Raw genomic sequence first — 15,588 nt, 5'->3', positions numbered from 1 at the left:
CATGAGCGAGACCACCGCCGCCTCCAACGCCTGGCCCCTGTGGGAGGTCTTCGTCCGCGCCAACCGCGGCCTCTCCCACGTGCACGCCGGCTCGCTGCACGCCCCGGACGCCACCCTGGCGCTGCGCAACGCGCGTGACCTGTACACCCGCCGCAACGAGGGCACCTCCGTGTGGGTCGTCCCGGCCGAGGCCATCGCGGCCTCCGACCCGGACTCCAAGGGCGGCTTCTTCGAGTCCGCGCAGGGCAAGTCCTACCGTCACGCCACCTACTACCAGCAGTCCGAGGGGGTGCCGCACCTGTGAGCTTCGCGACCAACGACTCGGCCACGAAGCACTCCGCGGGCGTGGCCATCACCGCCGAGGAGATCGCGGCGGGCGAGCAGAAGGCGAGCGACGACGTCGCCCGCTACGCCCTCGCCCTCGGTGACGACGCCCTGATGCTCGGCCAGCGCCTGTCCTGGTGGATCTCGCGCGCCCCGGAGCTCGAGGAGGACATCGCCCTGGGCAACATCGCCCTGGACCTCGTGGGCCACGCCCGCTTCCTCCTCTCCTACGCCGGCACGGCGTGGGGCAGGACCGAGGACGAGCTCGCGTACTTCCGCGACGAGGAGGAGTTCCGCTCCGTCCGCCTCGTGGAGGCCGAGAACGGCGACTTCGCCAAGACGATCGCCCGCCAGCTGTACTACTCGTTCTACTCGTACGGGCTGTACACCCGCCTGCGTGAGTCCACGGACCCCACGCTCGCTGCCATCGCGGACAAGGCCCTCAAGGAGGTCCTGTACCACCAGGACCACGCCGCCCTGTGGCTGCAGCGCCTGGGCCTGGGCACCGAGGAGTCGAAGCGCCGCATGCAGCGCGGCCTGGACGAGCTGTGGCCCTACGTGGCCGAGCTCTTCCACGACGACGACGTCGTCCGCGCCCTCGCCGAGCAGGGCGTGGCCGTGCTGCCGTCCTCGCTCGAGGAGCCGACGATGACCCGCATCCGCGCGGCCATCGAGGAGGCCGGCCTGACCGTGCCGACGACGGGCACCGCCCGCGGCGGCGACCGCTCCGGCGCCATGAGCGAGTACCGCGGGTACATCCTCGCGGAGATGCAGTCCCTGGCGCGCCGTCACCCGGGAGCGACCTGGTGACCACCGCCAGCGAGCTGCGCCCCGCCGATCCCGCCGATGCGCGGGTCTGGGATGCGGCCTCCACCGTGCACGACCCGGAGATCCCCGTGCTGTCCATCGCGGACCTGGGGATCCTCCGGGAGGCACGGGTCGAGGGCGAGAGGGCCGTCGTCGTCATCACGCCCACCTACTCCGGCTGCCCCGCCATGGACACCATCACCACGGACGTCAGCCGCGCGCTCGAGCGCGCCGGGTTCCCCGACGCCGAGGTGCGCCTGGTGCTCCAGCCGGCGTGGACCACGGACTGGATGACGGACGAGGGCAAGGCCAAGCTCAACGAGTACGGCATCGCCGCGCCCGTCGCGCGCACCACGGACGGCCCGATCAGGATCGGCATGGCCGTGAAGTGCCCGCGCTGCCACTCCCTGAACACCCGCGAGATCACCCGCTTCGGCTCCACCTCCTGCAAGGCCCTCTACACCTGCCGGGAGTGCCTCGAGCCCTTCGACTACTTCAAGGTGCACTGATGACCGAGACCACCGACGCCCCCACCACCGGCAAGCGCCGCGCCACGTTCAACACCCTCGAGGTGTCCGAGCTGCGCCGCCTGACCGACGACTCCGTGGAGGTCACCTTCGCAGTGCCCGAGGAGCTCGCCGACGACTACGACTACGTGCCGGGCCAGTACGTGGCCCTGCGCAAGGAGCTCGACGGCGCCGAGGTGCGCCGGTCCTACTCGATCTGCGCCGTCCCGAAGCGCGGTGAGATCCGCGTGGCCGTGAAGAAGGACATCGGCGGCAAGTTCTCCACGTGGGCCAACGAGAGCCTCGAGGTCGGCGAGAAGATCGACGTGATGAACCCGCAGGGCGCGTTCACGTCCCGCACGCACGTCACCTCCCTCAACGACGCCCAGAAGGTGGCGGCGGAGAAGGTCGCGGAGAAGAAGGACACGCACCTGGTGGCGTTCGCGGCCGGCTCGGGCATCACCCCGATCATGGCGATCGCCAAGGCCGTGCTCGCGGCCTCCGAGACCTCGCGCTTCGACCTGGTCTACGCGAACCGCTCCGCCATGGACGTGATGTTCGCCGAGGAGATCGGCGACCTCAAGGACAAGTACCCGGCCCGGTTCACGGTGCACCACGTGCTCTCCCGCGAGCAGCGCGTGTCCCCGCTGCTCTCCGGCCGCATCGACGAGGACAAGCTCACCACCCTCCTGGACCGCGTGATCGACGTGCAGGGCACCGACGAATGGTTCCTCTGCGGCCCGTTCGAGCTCGTGCAGCTCACCCGTGAGACGCTCGCCGCCCGCGGTGTGTCCGAGGACGACGTGCGCTTCGAGCTGTTCACCACCGGCCGCCCGGAGAACCCGCAGGGCCACTCCGGCCGTGTGGTGGAGGTGGACCCGAAGGGCGACAACGTGACCATCGAGTTCAACCTCGACGGCCTCACCGCCAAGGTCGAGTCCCCCAAGTCCGCCCACGAGACGGTCCTCAACGCGGCGCTGCGCGTCCGCTCGGACGTGCCCTTCGCGTGCGCCGGCGGCGTGTGCGGCACCTGCCGCGCCAAGGTCGTCGACGGCGCCTACGAGATGGACGAGAACTACGCGCTCGAGAAGGACGAGGTGGAGAAGGGCTACGTGCTCACGTGCCAGACCCGCCCGACCTCCGACTCGATCACGCTGGACTTCGACGCCTGAGCGCCCGCCCACGAGACCGAAGGAGCCCCCGATGATCGAGATCACCGTCGAGAACGGCGTCGCCGAGATCGTGCTGGACGCCCCCCAGAGGATGAACGCCCTGGACGAGGCCGCGCTGGCCGAACTCCAGGCCGCCTACGAGCGGGCCGCCGCCGGCGTCGAGTCCGGCGAGGTCCGGGCCGTGCTGCTGCGCGGCGAGGGCCGCGGCTTCTGCGCGGGCCGCGACATCTCCGCCGTGGTCCCGGCCGAGGACGACGCCACCGCCTACCTGCGGGACAGGGTCACCCCGGTGCTGCGGGCCATGTCCAAGATCCCGGTCCCCACCTTCGCCGCGGTGCAGGGCGCCTGCCTGGGCGTGGGCCTGGGCCTCGCGATCGCCACGGACGTGGTGTACGTGGCCGAGGACGCGAAGATCGGCTCGCCGTTCGCGAACCTCGGGGCCACCCTGGACTCGGGCGGCCACTGGCTGTTCACCGAGCGCCTGGGCGCGCACCGCACCCTGGACCTGATCTACACGGCCGAGCTCCTCTCGGGCGCCGAGGCCGTCCAGGCCGGGCTGTTCTCCCGGGCCCTGCCCGCGGACGAGCTGCTCGAGTTCACCCGCGCGAAGGTCGCCCAGGTGGCCTCCGGCGCGACCCTCGCGTTCCGCGCGTCGAAGGAGCTCGTGGCCCAGGTCCGCGACCGGCGCGTGGGCCTGTGGGAGTCCCTCGACGCGGAGAACATCGCCCAGGGCGAGCTCTGCGGCACCGCCGACTACGCCGAGGGCTTCCAGGCCTTCCAGGAGAAGCGGAAGCCGGAGTTCACCGGCCGCGGCTGAGCCGCCGCACCCCGCCACCGGCGACGGCGCCGCACCCTTCGCGCGAGGGGCGCGGCGCCGTCGTCGTCCGCGTCGTGGGCGCGTCACATTCCCGTCATCAGCCCGGATCGTGGCGTGAGTCACAGGGGATCGTATACGGTGACGGGTGTCACTTCCCGACCGATCGGTCGGGAACCACACCGTCCTGCCGCCGCCTCACGGGCGGCCGCCGCCCCGCATCCCAGGAGCATCCATGAGCCACACCGTCGCATCCCCCGCGGCGCCCGCCCCCGCGCGCGATCGCCGCGAGGAGCGCAAGGTCATCGCCGGCACCGTCGTCGGCACCACCATCGAGTGGTACGACTTCTTCATCTTCGCCCAGGCCACCGCGCTCGTCTTCGCCGCCCTCTTCTTCCAGCCGATGGGTGAGAGCGGCTCCCAGATCGCCGCGTGGGCCACCCTCGGCATCTCCTTCCTCATCCGCCCGCTTGGCGCGATCGTCGCCGGCCATCTCGGTGACCGCTTCGGCCGCAAGTTCGTCCTGTCCCTCACGCTGATCGGCATGGGCCTGGCCACCACCCTCATCGGCCTGCTGCCCACCTACGCCCAGATCGGCGTGTGGGCCCCGATCCTGCTCGTCGCGCTGCGCCTGCTGCAGGGCCTGTCCGCCGGCGGCGAGTGGGGCGGCGCGGCGCTGCTGTCCGTGGAGCACGCCCCCCACGGCAAGCGCGGCCTGTTCGGCTCCGCCCCGCAGATCGGCGTGCCGCTGGGCATGATCCTGGCCACCGGCGTGCTGTTCATCGTGCGTTCCACCATGTCCGAGGAGCAGTTCCTCACCTGGGGCTGGCGCATCCCGTTCCTGATCTCCGTGGTGCTGATCGTCGTCGGCTACCTGATCCGCAAGGCCGTGGAGGAGTCCCCGGTCTTCAAGGAGATGCAGCAGCTCAAGGTGGACGAGTCTGCCCCGCTGGGCGAGCTCTTCCGGCACCACACCAAGGAGGTCATCCTCGCCGCCGTGATCTTCGCCGCGAACAATGGCGTCGGCTACCTGCTCATCGCGTGGTTCTCGAAGTACGGCGGTCCGAAGGGTCTGGGCATGACCTCCTCCGAGGTGCTCATCGCGAGCCTCATCGGCGGCGTCGGCTGGTTCATCTTCACCCTGCTCGGCGGCTGGATCTCGGACAAGATCGGCCGCAAGCTGACCTTCGTCCTCGGCTACGGCTTCCTGATCGTCTGGGCCTTCCCGCTGTTCGGGCTGCTCAACACCGCGTCTCTGCCGATGTTCTCACTGGGCCTGTTCGTCCTGACCCTCGGCCTGGGTCCGTCCTACGGTCCGCAGTCGGCGATGTACGCCGAGATGTTCCCGGCCCGCGTCCGCTTCTCCGGCGTCTCCATCGGCTACGCGCTCGGCACCATCATCGGCGGCGCCTTCGCCCCGCTGCTCGCCGACCAGCTCGTGAAGACCGGCTGGGAGAACGTGGCCTGGTACATCATCGTGATCTCCGCGATCTCGCTCATCGCCGTCCTGTTCGTCCCCAAGGGCATCCAGGACCGCGAGCTGCACGACGAGCAGGTCGTCGCCACCCGCTCCCACCCGGTGGTCCCGGCCTGATCCGGCCCGCCTGACGGGCTTCGCCCGTCCCCACCCCACGACGACGTCGCGTCCTCCTCCGGAAGGGCGCGCCGTCGTCGTGGGCGACCGGACCGGCGCCGAGGCCCGCAGACACGCCGCTATCTCGGGGACGTAACGGCGCGTCTGCGGGCCTCCGCGCGGGCTCGTCCCTGTCCCGTCACACCCGCCCCGCAGTTGACCCCCGTCACACCGGCCCGGGATACTGAACCTGAACGCACGGTCGGTAATTCGCCGCGCCCGCCCCGTTGTCGGTCACTCAAGGAGTCTCCATGTCCGCACAGTCCCAGGCCCTGCTCGTCGGCGGTCGCCGCACGCCCGTCGGCAAGTACGGCGGCGCCCTCTCCTCCGTCCGCCCCGACGACCTCGCCGCCCTGACCATCAAGGCCGTGATCGAGGACGCCGGCATCGACCCGTCGGTCGTGGACGACGTCATCCTCGGCAACGCCAACGGCGCGGGCGAGGAGAACCGCAACGTCGCCCGCATGGCCTGGCTGTTGGCCGGCTTCCCGGACACCGTCCCGGGCATCACCGTGAACCGTCTCTGCGCTTCGGGCATGTCCGCGATCGGCATCGCCACCGCGATGGTGCGCTCCGGGATGGCCGACGTCGTCGTGGCCGGCGGCGTGGAGTCGATGTCCCGCGCCCCCTGGGTGATGGAGAAGCCGACGACGGCGTTCGCCAAGCCCGGTGCGGCCTTCGACACCGCGATCGGCTGGCGCTTCGTGAACCCGCGCTTCGCGGACGGCGAGTTCGGGGAGAAGTTCACCTTCTCCATGCCGGAGACCGCCGAGGAGGTCGGCGAGGTGGACGGCATCACCCGCGAGGACGCCGACGCCTTCGCCGCCCGCTCGCATGCGCGTGCGCTGGCCGCCATCGAGGCCGGCCGCTTCGAGGACGAGATCGTGCCCGTCGTCGTCACGGGCCGCAAGGGCGCCGAGACGATCGTGGACACGGACGAGGGCCCCCGCCCCGGCTCCACCCCCGGGGTGCTCGCCGGCCTGCGCCCGATCATCAAGAAGGACGGCGTGGTCACCGCCGGCAACTCCTCCTCCCTCAACGACGGCGCCTCGTCGATCCTCGTCGTCTCCGAGCGGGCCGCGCAGAAGTACGGCCTGACCCCGCGGGCCCGCGTCGTGGAGTCCACCTCGGCGGGCCTGGCCCCCGAGATCATGGGTCTGGGCCCCGTCCCGGCCACCGAGAAGGCCCTCGAGCGCTCCCGCTGGTCCGTGGCGGACCTGGGCGCCGTCGAGCTCAACGAGGCCTTCGCCACCCAGTCCCTGGCCTCGATGCGGCGCCTCGGTCTGGACCCGGAGACCGTCAACGCCGACGGCGGCGCGATCGCCCTGGGCCATCCGCTGGGCTCCTCGGGGTCGCGTCTCGTGGTCACGCTGCTCGGTCGGATGGAGCGTGAGGGCGCGGACAGGGGCCTGGCCACGATGTGCGTGGGCGTGGGCCAGGGCTCCGCGATGCTCGTCGAGAGGGTCTGAGCAGATGACCGGCTTCAGCCACTTCACGGCACTGCGCGTCGAGGAGCGTGAGGACCGCGTCCACGCGCGCATGGACCGCCCGGGCGTGCGCAACGCGATCGACCAGACCATGGTCGACGAGTTCCACGAACTCTGCGCCCACCTCGAACGCGAGCCGAAGATCCTGATCATCTCGGGCACACAGGTGGAGTCGACGCGCGAGCCGGGGACGTTCTCCGGCATCTTCGCCTCCGGCGCGGACATCGGACAGCTGCGCGAGCGCCGCCGCGACGACGCCCTGCGCGGTGTGAACTCGCAGGTCTTCGACCGCATCCACCGGCTGCCCATGCCCGTGATCGCGGCGATCGACGGCTTCGCCCTCGGCGGCGGCGCGGAACTGGCCTACGCGGCCGACTTCCGCATCGCCACCCCGGCGCTGAAGATGGGCCAGCCCGAGACGAGTCTGGGGATCACGGCCGCTGCGGGCGCCCAGTGGCGGCTCAAGGAGCTGGTGGGTGAGCCGGTGGCCCTCGAGCTGCTGCTCGCCGGACGGCTCCTGGACGCGCAGGAGGCCCTCGAGCTCAAGCTCGTCACCGAGCTGCACGAGCCGGACGCCCTCCTCGACGCCGCCGACGCCCTCGCCGACCGCATCGCGCAGCAGGACCCGCTGGCGGTGCGGCTGTCCAAGCGCGTCTTCCACCTCCCTCGCGAGGCCCACCCCCACGTGGACGAGATCGCGCAGGCCATCCTGTTCGAGTCCGAGGCCAAGTTCGAGCGCATGCAGGCGTTCCTGGACCGCAAGAAGAAGTGAGGACTGACATGACCGATCAGCAGCACACCCCTGACACCGCTCCGTCCTCCGTGCCCGCCGTCGTCGGCGTCCTCGGCGGCGGCCGGATGGGCGGCGGCATCGCCCACGCATTCCTCGTCTCCGGCTCGTCCGAGGTGGTCGTCGTCGAGCGCGACCCGCAGTCGGCCCAGGCCGCCAAGGAGCGCATCGAGGCCGACCTGGCCGCCTCCCTCGAGCGCGGCAAGATCGACGGCGACCTGGACGAGTGGGCGCAGCGCCTGACCGTCTCCGTGGACCGCGCCGACTTCGCCCGCTGCGACCTCGTGGTCGAGGCCGTGTTCGAGGACATGCAGGTGAAGATCGAGGCGCTCACCGACGTCGAGGCCCACCTGCGCGAGGACGCCTGGCTGGCCAGCAACACCTCCTCCCTGTCCATCGACGAGATCGCCTCGCACCTGCAGCGTCCCGAGCGCTTCTGCGGCCTGCACTACTTCAACCCGGTGCCCGCCTCGAAGCTCGTGGAGGTCGTGATCGGCGAGCAGACCGGTGCGGAGCTCCAGGCCCTGTCCACCGAGTGGGTCCGCGGGCTGGGCAAGACCCCCGTCGTCGTCAAGGACGCCCCGGGCTTCGCCTCGTCGCGCCTGGGCGTGGCGATCGCGCTCGAGGCCATCCGCATGGTCGAGGAGGGCGTGGCCTCCCCGAGGACATCGACGCCGCCATGGTGCTGGGCTACAAGTTCCCGGTCGGCCCGCTGGCCCTGACCGACATTGTGGGCCTGGACGTGCGCCTGGGCATCGCGGAGTACCTCGAGTCCCAGCTGGGTGAGCGCTTCGCCCCGCCGCAGCTCATGCGGGACATGGTGGCCCGCGGCGAGCTCGGCCGGAAGTCCGGCAAGGGCTTCTTCGACTACCGCTGAGCCCCCGGGGCAGGCGCTTTCGAACGTGAGATAGGCCCTATCTCCCGTTCGAAAGCGCCCATTCCCCCGATATCACGTTCGAAAGTGCGGGGGCGGGGCGGGCGCGGCTAACGTGGCGGGCATGGACGAGCCCACGCTGCTGCGCATCGCCCGCGACCGCGCCCTCGAGCTGCCGGGCAGCGCCGCGTCGCACCCCTTCGGCCCGGACACCGAGGTCGTGAAGGTGCAGGGGAAGCTGTTCGTGGTGTTCATCGACCACGACGGACGCCGCCTCGTGAACGTCAAGGCCCGCCCGGAGGACGGCGCCCAGCTGCGCGCGGCCCTGCCCGCGGCGATCACGCCCGGCTATCACATGGACAAGCGGCACTGGCTCAGCCTGGCCGCGCACCCGGACCTCGACGAGCAACTCGTCCGGGACCTCGTCACGGAGTCGTACCTGCTGGTCGTCGCGAAGCTCCCCCGCACCCGGCGCCCCGTGGACCCCGAGACCTTCGGCCGGGCCTGATGTCGGCCGACCGCCCCTTCCGCTTCACCCACCGCTGGGCCGTCCCCGCGGACGCCCGGTCCGTGCTGGCCCTGCTCGCCGACCCGGCCGGCTACCCACACTGGTGGTCGGCCGTCCCGCGCGCCCGCCACCTGGGCCCCGACCGCGCCGCCGTCCGGCTGCGCGGGTTCGTGCCGGTGCGCCTGACGATGGAGCGTCTCATCGACGACCGCGCCCGCGGCCTTCTGCTCGCCCACCTGAGCGGAGACCTGACGGGCACCGTACGGGTCACCGTCCACGACGACGGCGCCCCGGCTGGACACGCGCCGCGCTGCATCGTGGCGTGGGAGCAGGAGGTGGTGCTGACCTCGCCGTGGATGCGCGCCGTGGCCCGCGTGCCGGGCGCCCGCGCCGCGATGGGCCTCAGCCATGCGGCCGCGATGCGCTCCGCGCGTCGGGCGCTCGGGGCGAAGGCCGTGCCGACCGCTGATCCCGCTCGAACGTCTCGTCCATGACGGCCCGGTGCCCCGGCCGGCTCAGAGCTCGGCCTGGGCCTCGTTCCACTCGCGGGACAGCGGCGGGCGGGAGAGGCCGTCGAGGAGGCCGTCGGCGGGGTCGACGCCGAGCTCCACGATCCTGTTGTCCGCGTCCACGTGGACGACCTTGGGCTGGAAGGTGCGAGCCTCGTCGTCGTCCATCTGCCCGTAGGCGATGAGGATGACGATGTCCCCCGGATGCACCAGGTGGGCGGCGGCGCCGTTGATGCCGAGCACGCCGGAGCCCCGCTCGCCCGCGATGGTGTAGGTCTCCAGTCGCGCGCCGTTGGTGACGTCCACGATGGACACGAGCTCGCCCGGGAGGATGTCCGCGGCGTCCAGCAGGTCCTGGTCCACGGTCACGGAGCCCACGTAGTGCAGGTCCGCCTGGGTCACGGTGGCCCGGTGGATCTTGGCGTGGAACATGGTGCGCAGCATGCGGCAGAACTCTCCGGATGAGGGGGGGTGGGGCGGGTCCGAGGGGACCGGTGCTCGATTCTACGCCGGTCCGGAGACGAGGGGCAGGGGGTCGACGCCGGCCCGAGGGCCCGAGGCCTCCGCCCCTCTCGCCCAGGCCCGCAGACTCGCCGCTACGTCTGGGCGGTAGCGGCGCGTCTGCGGGCCTGGGCGGGGTCAGATCCACGACGGCGGCACTCGGCCCGGCCGCGTCCGCGCGGCCACCAGGCCCCGCAGCTGCCGTACGAAGAGCTCCCAGTGCCCCGGCCGGAACACGTCGGCGGTCACCCGGATCACCTCCCAGCCCTCCGCGCGCAGGGCCGCGTCCCGCTCGCGGTCCTCACGCCACTGCCGGCGATCCGTGCGGTGCTGATCGCCGTCGTACTCGACCGCCACCTTGGCCTCCGCCCACACCAGATCCACGCGGAGCCGCTGTCCCGTGGCGAGGCGGATGCACGGGTTCACTGCGGGCTCGGGGATGCCGTCCAGGACGAGCCGCGCCCGCAGTCGGCTCTCCTGCGGCGAGTCGGCCCCGGGGCGCACGAGCTCCAGCGCCTCCCGGGCCGCGCGGATCCCGCGCACCCGTCCGCGTTCCTCGACGGCGGCGCGCAGCTCGGCCACGTCCGTCACCCCGGGAGGCAGCCGGCGGCGGCGGGCCTCCGTCGGGGCGGTCCGCACCATGCTGTCCCCCAGCGCGACGAGATGCTCGAGCGGCCCGGCCTGCGCGGCGAGGTCCACGAAGATCCACCCCGGTGCGGTCACCCGCACCCCGTCCACGATCCGCACCGGTGCGTCGGCGCGGAGGCGGTGTGAACAGATCCCGGCCCGGCGCGACGCGGTGCCGTGGCCGCGCGGGGTCGCGATGTGCACGGACCGGTCGGCGGCGAGCGGCCCGGTCAGCCATAGGCCGAGCACCCGGGCGGCCGTGACGTGGCTGAACACGCCCTCGGGGTGCAGATCCTGCAGAGCCCGCACATGGTCCATGGGGTCCGGTTCGACGCCGCGCAGGCCCCAGAGCCCCCAGCCGAGGGAGACCACGTCCCCGCGCCGCAGCCGGGCCGCACTCACGCCCGCCTCGCGCGCGGCCGGGGTCGAGAACACGGTCGGAGCGCGGAGGAGGCCGTCCAGTCCGCAGCGCATCGGAGGCAGGGGCGCGGGCGAGCGGGGCATGCGCCGAGCGTGCCCGATCCGGGCGCGCCGCCGTCGTCGTCCGCCGGGATCTGTGGACGACGCCCCGCCGAGGCCCGCAGACACGCCGCTATGTCCTGGCCATAGCGGCGTGTCTGCGGGCCTCGGCGCCACGGGTCGCGCCGCCAGACCCCACCCCACTCCCCACGACGACGGCGTCACCGGCCCGGCTCCCCCTCCCGCGTGATGCACGTCTCGGCTAGGGTGAGGAGCAATAACCGACCGATCGGTCGGGACTCGTCCGCGCCCCCGACACCAGGAGACCCCGTGACCGTCACCGCCCCCTCCCTCCCGGAGATCCTCCCCAGCTACGTCGCCGGCAGCTGGTGGACGCCGTCGCACCCGTCCAAGGTCACCGACGTGACGGACGCGAACACCGGCGCGCGCCTGACCGGCGTCTCCACCGACGGCCTCGACACGGCCGCCGCCATCGAGCACGCCCGCACCGTCGGCCAGCAGGCCCTGGGCGAGCTGACCATCCACGAGCGCGCCCTCAAGCTCAAGGAGCTCGCGCTCTACCTGAACTCCCGCGTCCAGGAGCTCTACGACGTCTCCTTCGCCACCGGCGCCACGCAGCGCGACCACGCCTTCGACGTCGACGGCGGCATCGGCACCCTCTTCACGTTCTCCGGCAAGGGCCGCCGCGAGCTGCCGAACTCCACCGTGATCATCGACGGCGACGTGGAGCCCCTCTCCCGCGACGGCTCCTTCATCGGCGAGCACATCTACCAGCGCATCCCGGGCGTGGCCGTGCAGATCAACGCCTTCAACTTCCCCGTGTGGGGCATGTTGGAGAAGTTCGCCCCGGCCTTCGTCGCGGGCGTGCCCACCGTGGTCAAGCCGGCCACCCCCACCGGCTACGTCACGCAGAAGTGCGTCGAGCTGATGCTCGAGTCCGGCGTGCTGCCCGAGGGCTCGATCCAGCTGATCTCCGGCTCCGCCCGCGACCTGCTGGACCACCTGGACTACCGCGACCACGTCGCGTTCACCGGCTCCGCCGCCACCGCGGCCACGCTGAAGAAGCACCCGAACGTGCAGGAGGGCGGCGTCCGCTTCACCACGGAGACCGACTCCCTCAACGCCGCCATCCTCGGCCCGGACGCGGACCCGGAGTCCCCCGAGTTCGAGGCGTTCGTGAAGGTCGTCTTCCAGGAGATGACGGTCAAGGCCGGCCAGAAGTGCACGGCCATCCGCCGGGTGATCGTCCCGCAGGATCGGGTCGAGGCCGTGACCGCCGCCCTCACCGAGCGCCTGGCCGCGAGGGTCGTCCTGGGCGACCCGCGCGTCGAGGGCACCACCATGGGCGCCCTGGCCTCGAAGGAGCAGCAAGGCGAGGTCCGCGGCGCGGTGCAGCGCCTGGTCGACGCCGGCGGTCAGGTCCGCCTCGGCGGCCCCGAGGGCTCGACCGGCGACGCCGACGCCGAGTCCGGCGCGTTCTTCGCCCCCACGGTGCTCACCTTCGAGGACGCGCGCACCCCCGAGGTGCACAGCGTCGAGGCGTTCGGTCCGGTCACCTCGGTGATCGGCTACACGGACGTGGCCGACGCCGTGGCCCTGGCCGCCCTGGGGTCGGGTTCGCTCGTGGCCACGGTCGCCACGAACGACGGTGAGACCGCCCGCGCGTTCGCCGCCGGGATCGGCGCCCACCACGGCCGCGTGCACGTCCTGAACCGCCAGACCGCCACGACCACCACCGGTCACGGCGCCCCCGTGCCGGTGCTGATCCACGGCGGCCCCGGCCGCGCCGGCGGCGGCGAGGAGCTCGGCGGGGTCCGCGCCGTGAAGCACTACATGCAGCGCACGGCGATCCAGGGCTCCCCGGACATGCTCACGGCCATCACCGGCGTGTGGCATCAGGGCGCCGCGGCCCACACGGTGACGCGCGAGGACGTGGAGGCCGGCACGGCCGTGCACCCGTTCTACAAGTCCCTGGCCGAGCTGACGGTGGGCGACCAGTTCGCCTCCGGCCTGCGCACCGTCACCCTGGAGGACATCACCGCCTTCGCGGAGGAGACCGGGGACAGGTTCTACGCCCACACGGACGAGGAGGCCGCCATGGCCAACCCGTTCTTCCCGCGCCGGGTGGCCCACGGCTACCTGCTGGTCTCGTGGGCCGCGGGGCTGTTCGTGGCCCCGGATCCGGGCCCGGTGCTGGCCAACTACGGCCTGGAGAACCTGCGCTTCATCACGCCGGTGACCTACGACGACGCCATCCGCGTGACCCTGACGGCCAAGCGCATCACCCCGCGCGTGAGCGACGAGTACGGCGAGGTGGCCTGGGACTGCCGGATCCACAACCAGAAGGACGAGCTCTGCGCCCAGTACGACGTGCTGACGCTCGTGGCCAAGACCTGGCCGATGGCCCCGTCCGAGACCTCCCAGGGCTGAGCCCCCCTGCTTCGACGGGCCGTCCCGTGCGCCCGCTGCGCGCCGGGCGGCCCGTCGTCGTCCCCGGGAACAAGGAGCGTGCCCGGGGCGTTCACCTGTACGTCCCATTCGGACCGCGAGAGAAGAAGGTCGACACACATGTCCGAGTTCACCCGTTTCGAGCAGGTCGCCGTGCTGGGCACCGGCGTGCTGGGTTCGCAGATCATCATGCAGGCGGCGTACCACGGCAAGAAGGTGATGGCCTACGACGCCGTCCCCGCCGCCCTCGAGGGGATCGAGCGCCGCTGGGCGTGGATCCGCCAGGGCTACGAAGCAGACCTCGGGGAGGGCTACGACCCGCAGCGCTTCGACGAGGCCATCGCCCGCATCACGCCGACCTCGGACCTCGGCGAGGCCCTGGCGGATGCGGACATCGTGGTCGAGGCCGTCCCGGAGAACCTGGAGCTCAAGCGCAAGGTGTGGGCCCAGGTGGGCGAGCTCGCCCCCGCCACGACCCTGTTCGCCACGAACACCTCCTCCCTGCTGCCCTCGGACTTCGCCGACGCCAGCGGCCATCCGGAGCGCTTCCTGGCCCTGCACTACGCCAACCGCATCTGGGCGCAGAACACCGCCGAGGTCATGGGCACCGCCGCGACCTCGCCGGAGGCCGTCGCGGGAGCCCTGCAGTTCGCCGAGGAGACCGGCATGGTCCCCGTGCACGTGCGCAAGGAGATCCCGGGCTACTTCCTCAACTCCCTGCTCATCCCGTGGCTGCAGGCCGGCTCCAAGCTGTACATGCACGGAGTGGGCAACCCGGCGGACATCGACCGCACGTGGCGCGTGGCCACCGGCAACGAGCGCGGCCCGTTCCAGACCTATGACATCGTGGGCTTCCACGTGGCCGCCAACGTCTCCCGCAACACGGGCGTCGACTGGCAGCTCGGCTTCGCTGAGCTGCTCGAGAAGAGCATCGCCGAGGGCCACAGCGGCGTGGCCGACGGCCAGGGGTTCTACCGCTACGGGCCGGACGGGGAGAACCTCGGCCCGGTGGAGGACTGGAACCTGGGCGACAAGGACACCCCGCTCGGCTGACCTCCTCCGCTGACGGATCAGGGGCCGTCCGGTGCGCACCACGCATCGGGCGGCCCCGTTGCGTGCCCCCGCCGCTTCCTTGTGGCATCCGTCACAGCGCACGTAGAGTCGGGCCATGACGACCTCCCGACTCCCCCTGTTCGGCGCCCTCGCCGTGGGCGCACTCGCCCTCACCGGGTGCGCGGGCGGCGGCGGCGCGGAGCCCTCCTCCCCCGCCCCGTCGTCGGTGTCGTCCACGACGACGGCGGCCTCGTCCGCGTCCACGTCACCCGCGGCCAGCAGCTCCACGGAGAGCACGGGCGCGGCGGAGAGCACGGCCAGCGCCTCCGCCTCCAGCAGCCTGTCCCTCGAGATGCCCCCCGCGCTGGACGGGCAGCGGACCCTGGCGGTGCAGGCCGCCGTGCAGCGGGCCGCGGGGCCGGGGTCCGAGGTGGGGCTGAGCGCCGCCTCGCCGCTGGAGCGGCAGACGGAGCTGCGCCAGCGGGCCGACGGACTGGAGCAGGCGGTCGACGCCGGCGCGAGCCCGGCGCCCACCCGCAGCGCGGAACAGCAGGCCTGCCTGGACGCCACCCGCTCCGCCCTGGAGCGGGACGCCGAGGCCGGGGCGGCGGACCTGGGGCTCACGGCCCAGCCGGAGACGGCCGCCACCACCGGCGGCGGGCCCACCACGACGCCGGCGCCCTCCTTCACGGCGTCCCCCGACGCCGAGGTCACTCCGCTCGGCGTGCGCGTCACCGTGTACCCCACGGAGGAGGCCGCCCGCGCCGCCCTGGAGGACGCCCGGGCGGCGGCGCAGGCCTGCACCGGGGTGGACCTGGCCGGGCTCGGCGTGGAGAGCGTGACGCGGACCGAGCACGAGGGCGGCACCGGGTACACGGCGATCCCGGCCCCCGGGGGGTCCGTCTACGCCCACCTCACGGCCGTGCAGGACGGCGACCGGACCGTGGCCGTGGCCCAGGCCGACGCGGACGGCGGGGTGCCCGCGGACGCCGAGGACCGTGCGGCCTCGATCGTGGCCGACGTGCTCGCCGCGCTCGACGGCGAGGGCTGAGGGC

The 15,588-nt window shown here is 72.5% G+C and carries 15 protein-coding genes and 1 pseudogene; 14 read left to right on the top strand and 2 right to left on the bottom strand.

Annotation, left to right across the window (positions count from 1 at the left end; translation table 11 throughout):
• Window position 1 precedes the first annotated feature (1 nt).
• From paaB to POD19_RS04620, 11 genes and pseudogenes are all read left to right on the top strand, one after another.
• On the top strand, window positions 2-304 hold the full coding sequence (gene paaB / locus POD19_RS04670) for a 1,2-phenylacetyl-CoA epoxidase subunit PaaB (protein ID WP_036383415.1): 303 nt from the start codon (window positions 2-4) through the stop codon (window positions 302-304).
• On the top strand, window positions 301-1,134 hold the full coding sequence (gene paaC, locus POD19_RS04665) for a 1,2-phenylacetyl-CoA epoxidase subunit PaaC (RefSeq protein ID WP_144818960.1): 834 nt from the start codon (window positions 301-303) through the stop codon (window positions 1,132-1,134). The genes paaB and paaC overlap by 4 nt, the downstream gene beginning before the upstream one ends.
• On the top strand, window positions 1,131-1,640 hold the full coding sequence (paaD, locus tag POD19_RS04660) for a 1,2-phenylacetyl-CoA epoxidase subunit PaaD (protein WP_144818958.1): 510 nt from the start codon (window positions 1,131-1,133) through the stop codon (window positions 1,638-1,640). The genes paaC and paaD overlap by 4 nt, the downstream gene beginning before the upstream one ends.
• Complete coding sequence (paaE, locus tag POD19_RS04655; RefSeq protein WP_144818956.1) at window positions 1,640-2,809, top strand: 1,2-phenylacetyl-CoA epoxidase subunit PaaE; 1,170 nt, start codon at window positions 1,640-1,642, stop codon at window positions 2,807-2,809. Before paaD ends, paaE begins: the two co-directional genes overlap by 1 nt.
• Window positions 2,810-2,840: 31 nt before the next feature.
• Window positions 2,841-3,626, top strand: coding sequence for an enoyl-CoA hydratase/isomerase family protein (locus POD19_RS04650; RefSeq protein ID WP_144818954.1), 786 nt, complete (start codon window positions 2,841-2,843; stop codon window positions 3,624-3,626).
• A 232-nt stretch (window positions 3,627-3,858) separates the two neighbouring features.
• Entirely contained in the window at window positions 3,859-5,217 is a 1,359-nt protein-coding gene (locus tag POD19_RS04645; protein ID WP_144818952.1) for an MFS transporter, read from the top strand.
• A gap of 290 nt (window positions 5,218-5,507) precedes the next feature.
• Window positions 5,508-6,725, top strand: coding sequence for a thiolase family protein (locus POD19_RS04640; RefSeq protein WP_144818950.1), 1,218 nt, complete (start codon window positions 5,508-5,510; stop codon window positions 6,723-6,725).
• Between the two features lie 4 nt (window positions 6,726-6,729).
• A complete protein-coding gene (locus tag POD19_RS04635) occupies window positions 6,730-7,515 on the top strand; it encodes an enoyl-CoA hydratase/isomerase family protein (RefSeq protein WP_144818948.1) in 786 nt (261 codons plus the stop codon).
• A gap of 8 nt (window positions 7,516-7,523) precedes the next feature.
• A pseudogene (locus POD19_RS04630) lies at window positions 7,524-8,410 on the top strand (3-hydroxyacyl-CoA dehydrogenase family protein).
• Window positions 8,411-8,531: 121 nt separating this feature from the next.
• Entirely contained in the window at window positions 8,532-8,915 is a 384-nt protein-coding gene (locus tag POD19_RS04625) for an MmcQ/YjbR family DNA-binding protein (protein WP_144818946.1), read from the top strand.
• Window positions 8,915-9,409, top strand: a complete 495-nt coding sequence (locus POD19_RS04620) for a polyketide cyclase (protein WP_144818944.1) — start codon at window positions 8,915-8,917, stop codon at window positions 9,407-9,409. Before POD19_RS04625 ends, POD19_RS04620 begins: the two co-directional genes overlap by 1 nt.
• 21 nt (window positions 9,410-9,430) lie before the next feature.
• Here POD19_RS04620 and panD read toward each other — a convergent pair whose 3' ends face one another.
• Both panD and POD19_RS04610 read right to left on the bottom strand, forming a co-directional pair.
• The gene (gene panD, locus POD19_RS04615) at window positions 9,431-9,868 is read right to left on the bottom strand and encodes an aspartate 1-decarboxylase (protein ID WP_098470865.1); all 438 of its coding nucleotides are present in this window, start codon (window positions 9,866-9,868) and stop codon (window positions 9,431-9,433) included.
• 195 nt (window positions 9,869-10,063) lie between these two features.
• The gene (locus tag POD19_RS04610; RefSeq protein ID WP_144818942.1) at window positions 10,064-11,056 is read right to left on the bottom strand and encodes a DUF559 domain-containing protein; all 993 of its coding nucleotides are present in this window, start codon (window positions 11,054-11,056) and stop codon (window positions 10,064-10,066) included.
• A 285-nt stretch (window positions 11,057-11,341) separates the two neighbouring features.
• Between POD19_RS04610 and paaZ the strand changes: the two genes are divergently transcribed.
• From paaZ to POD19_RS04595, 3 genes are all read left to right on the top strand, one after another.
• Complete coding sequence (gene paaZ, locus POD19_RS04605; protein WP_101965947.1) at window positions 11,342-13,462, top strand: phenylacetic acid degradation bifunctional protein PaaZ; 2,121 nt, start codon at window positions 11,342-11,344, stop codon at window positions 13,460-13,462.
• Window positions 13,463-13,600: 138 nt separating this feature from the next.
• A complete protein-coding gene (locus POD19_RS04600; RefSeq protein ID WP_070708800.1) occupies window positions 13,601-14,533 on the top strand; it encodes a 3-hydroxyacyl-CoA dehydrogenase in 933 nt (310 codons plus the stop codon).
• Window positions 14,534-14,648: 115 nt separating this feature from the next.
• Window positions 14,649-15,584 (top strand): hypothetical protein, encoded by a 936-nt coding sequence (locus POD19_RS04595; RefSeq protein WP_070708799.1) that lies wholly within the window; start codon window positions 14,649-14,651, stop codon window positions 15,582-15,584.
• Window positions 15,585-15,588: the final 4 nt, after the last annotated feature.

The organism is Micrococcus sp. GPGPB33, from assembly GCF_037853785.1.
Lineage (GTDB): Bacteria > Actinomycetota > Actinomycetes > Actinomycetales > Micrococcaceae > Micrococcus > Micrococcus luteus.
The sequence above is the reverse complement of the archived record's forward strand: the minus strand, read 5'-3'. Positions and strand labels throughout refer to the sequence as shown.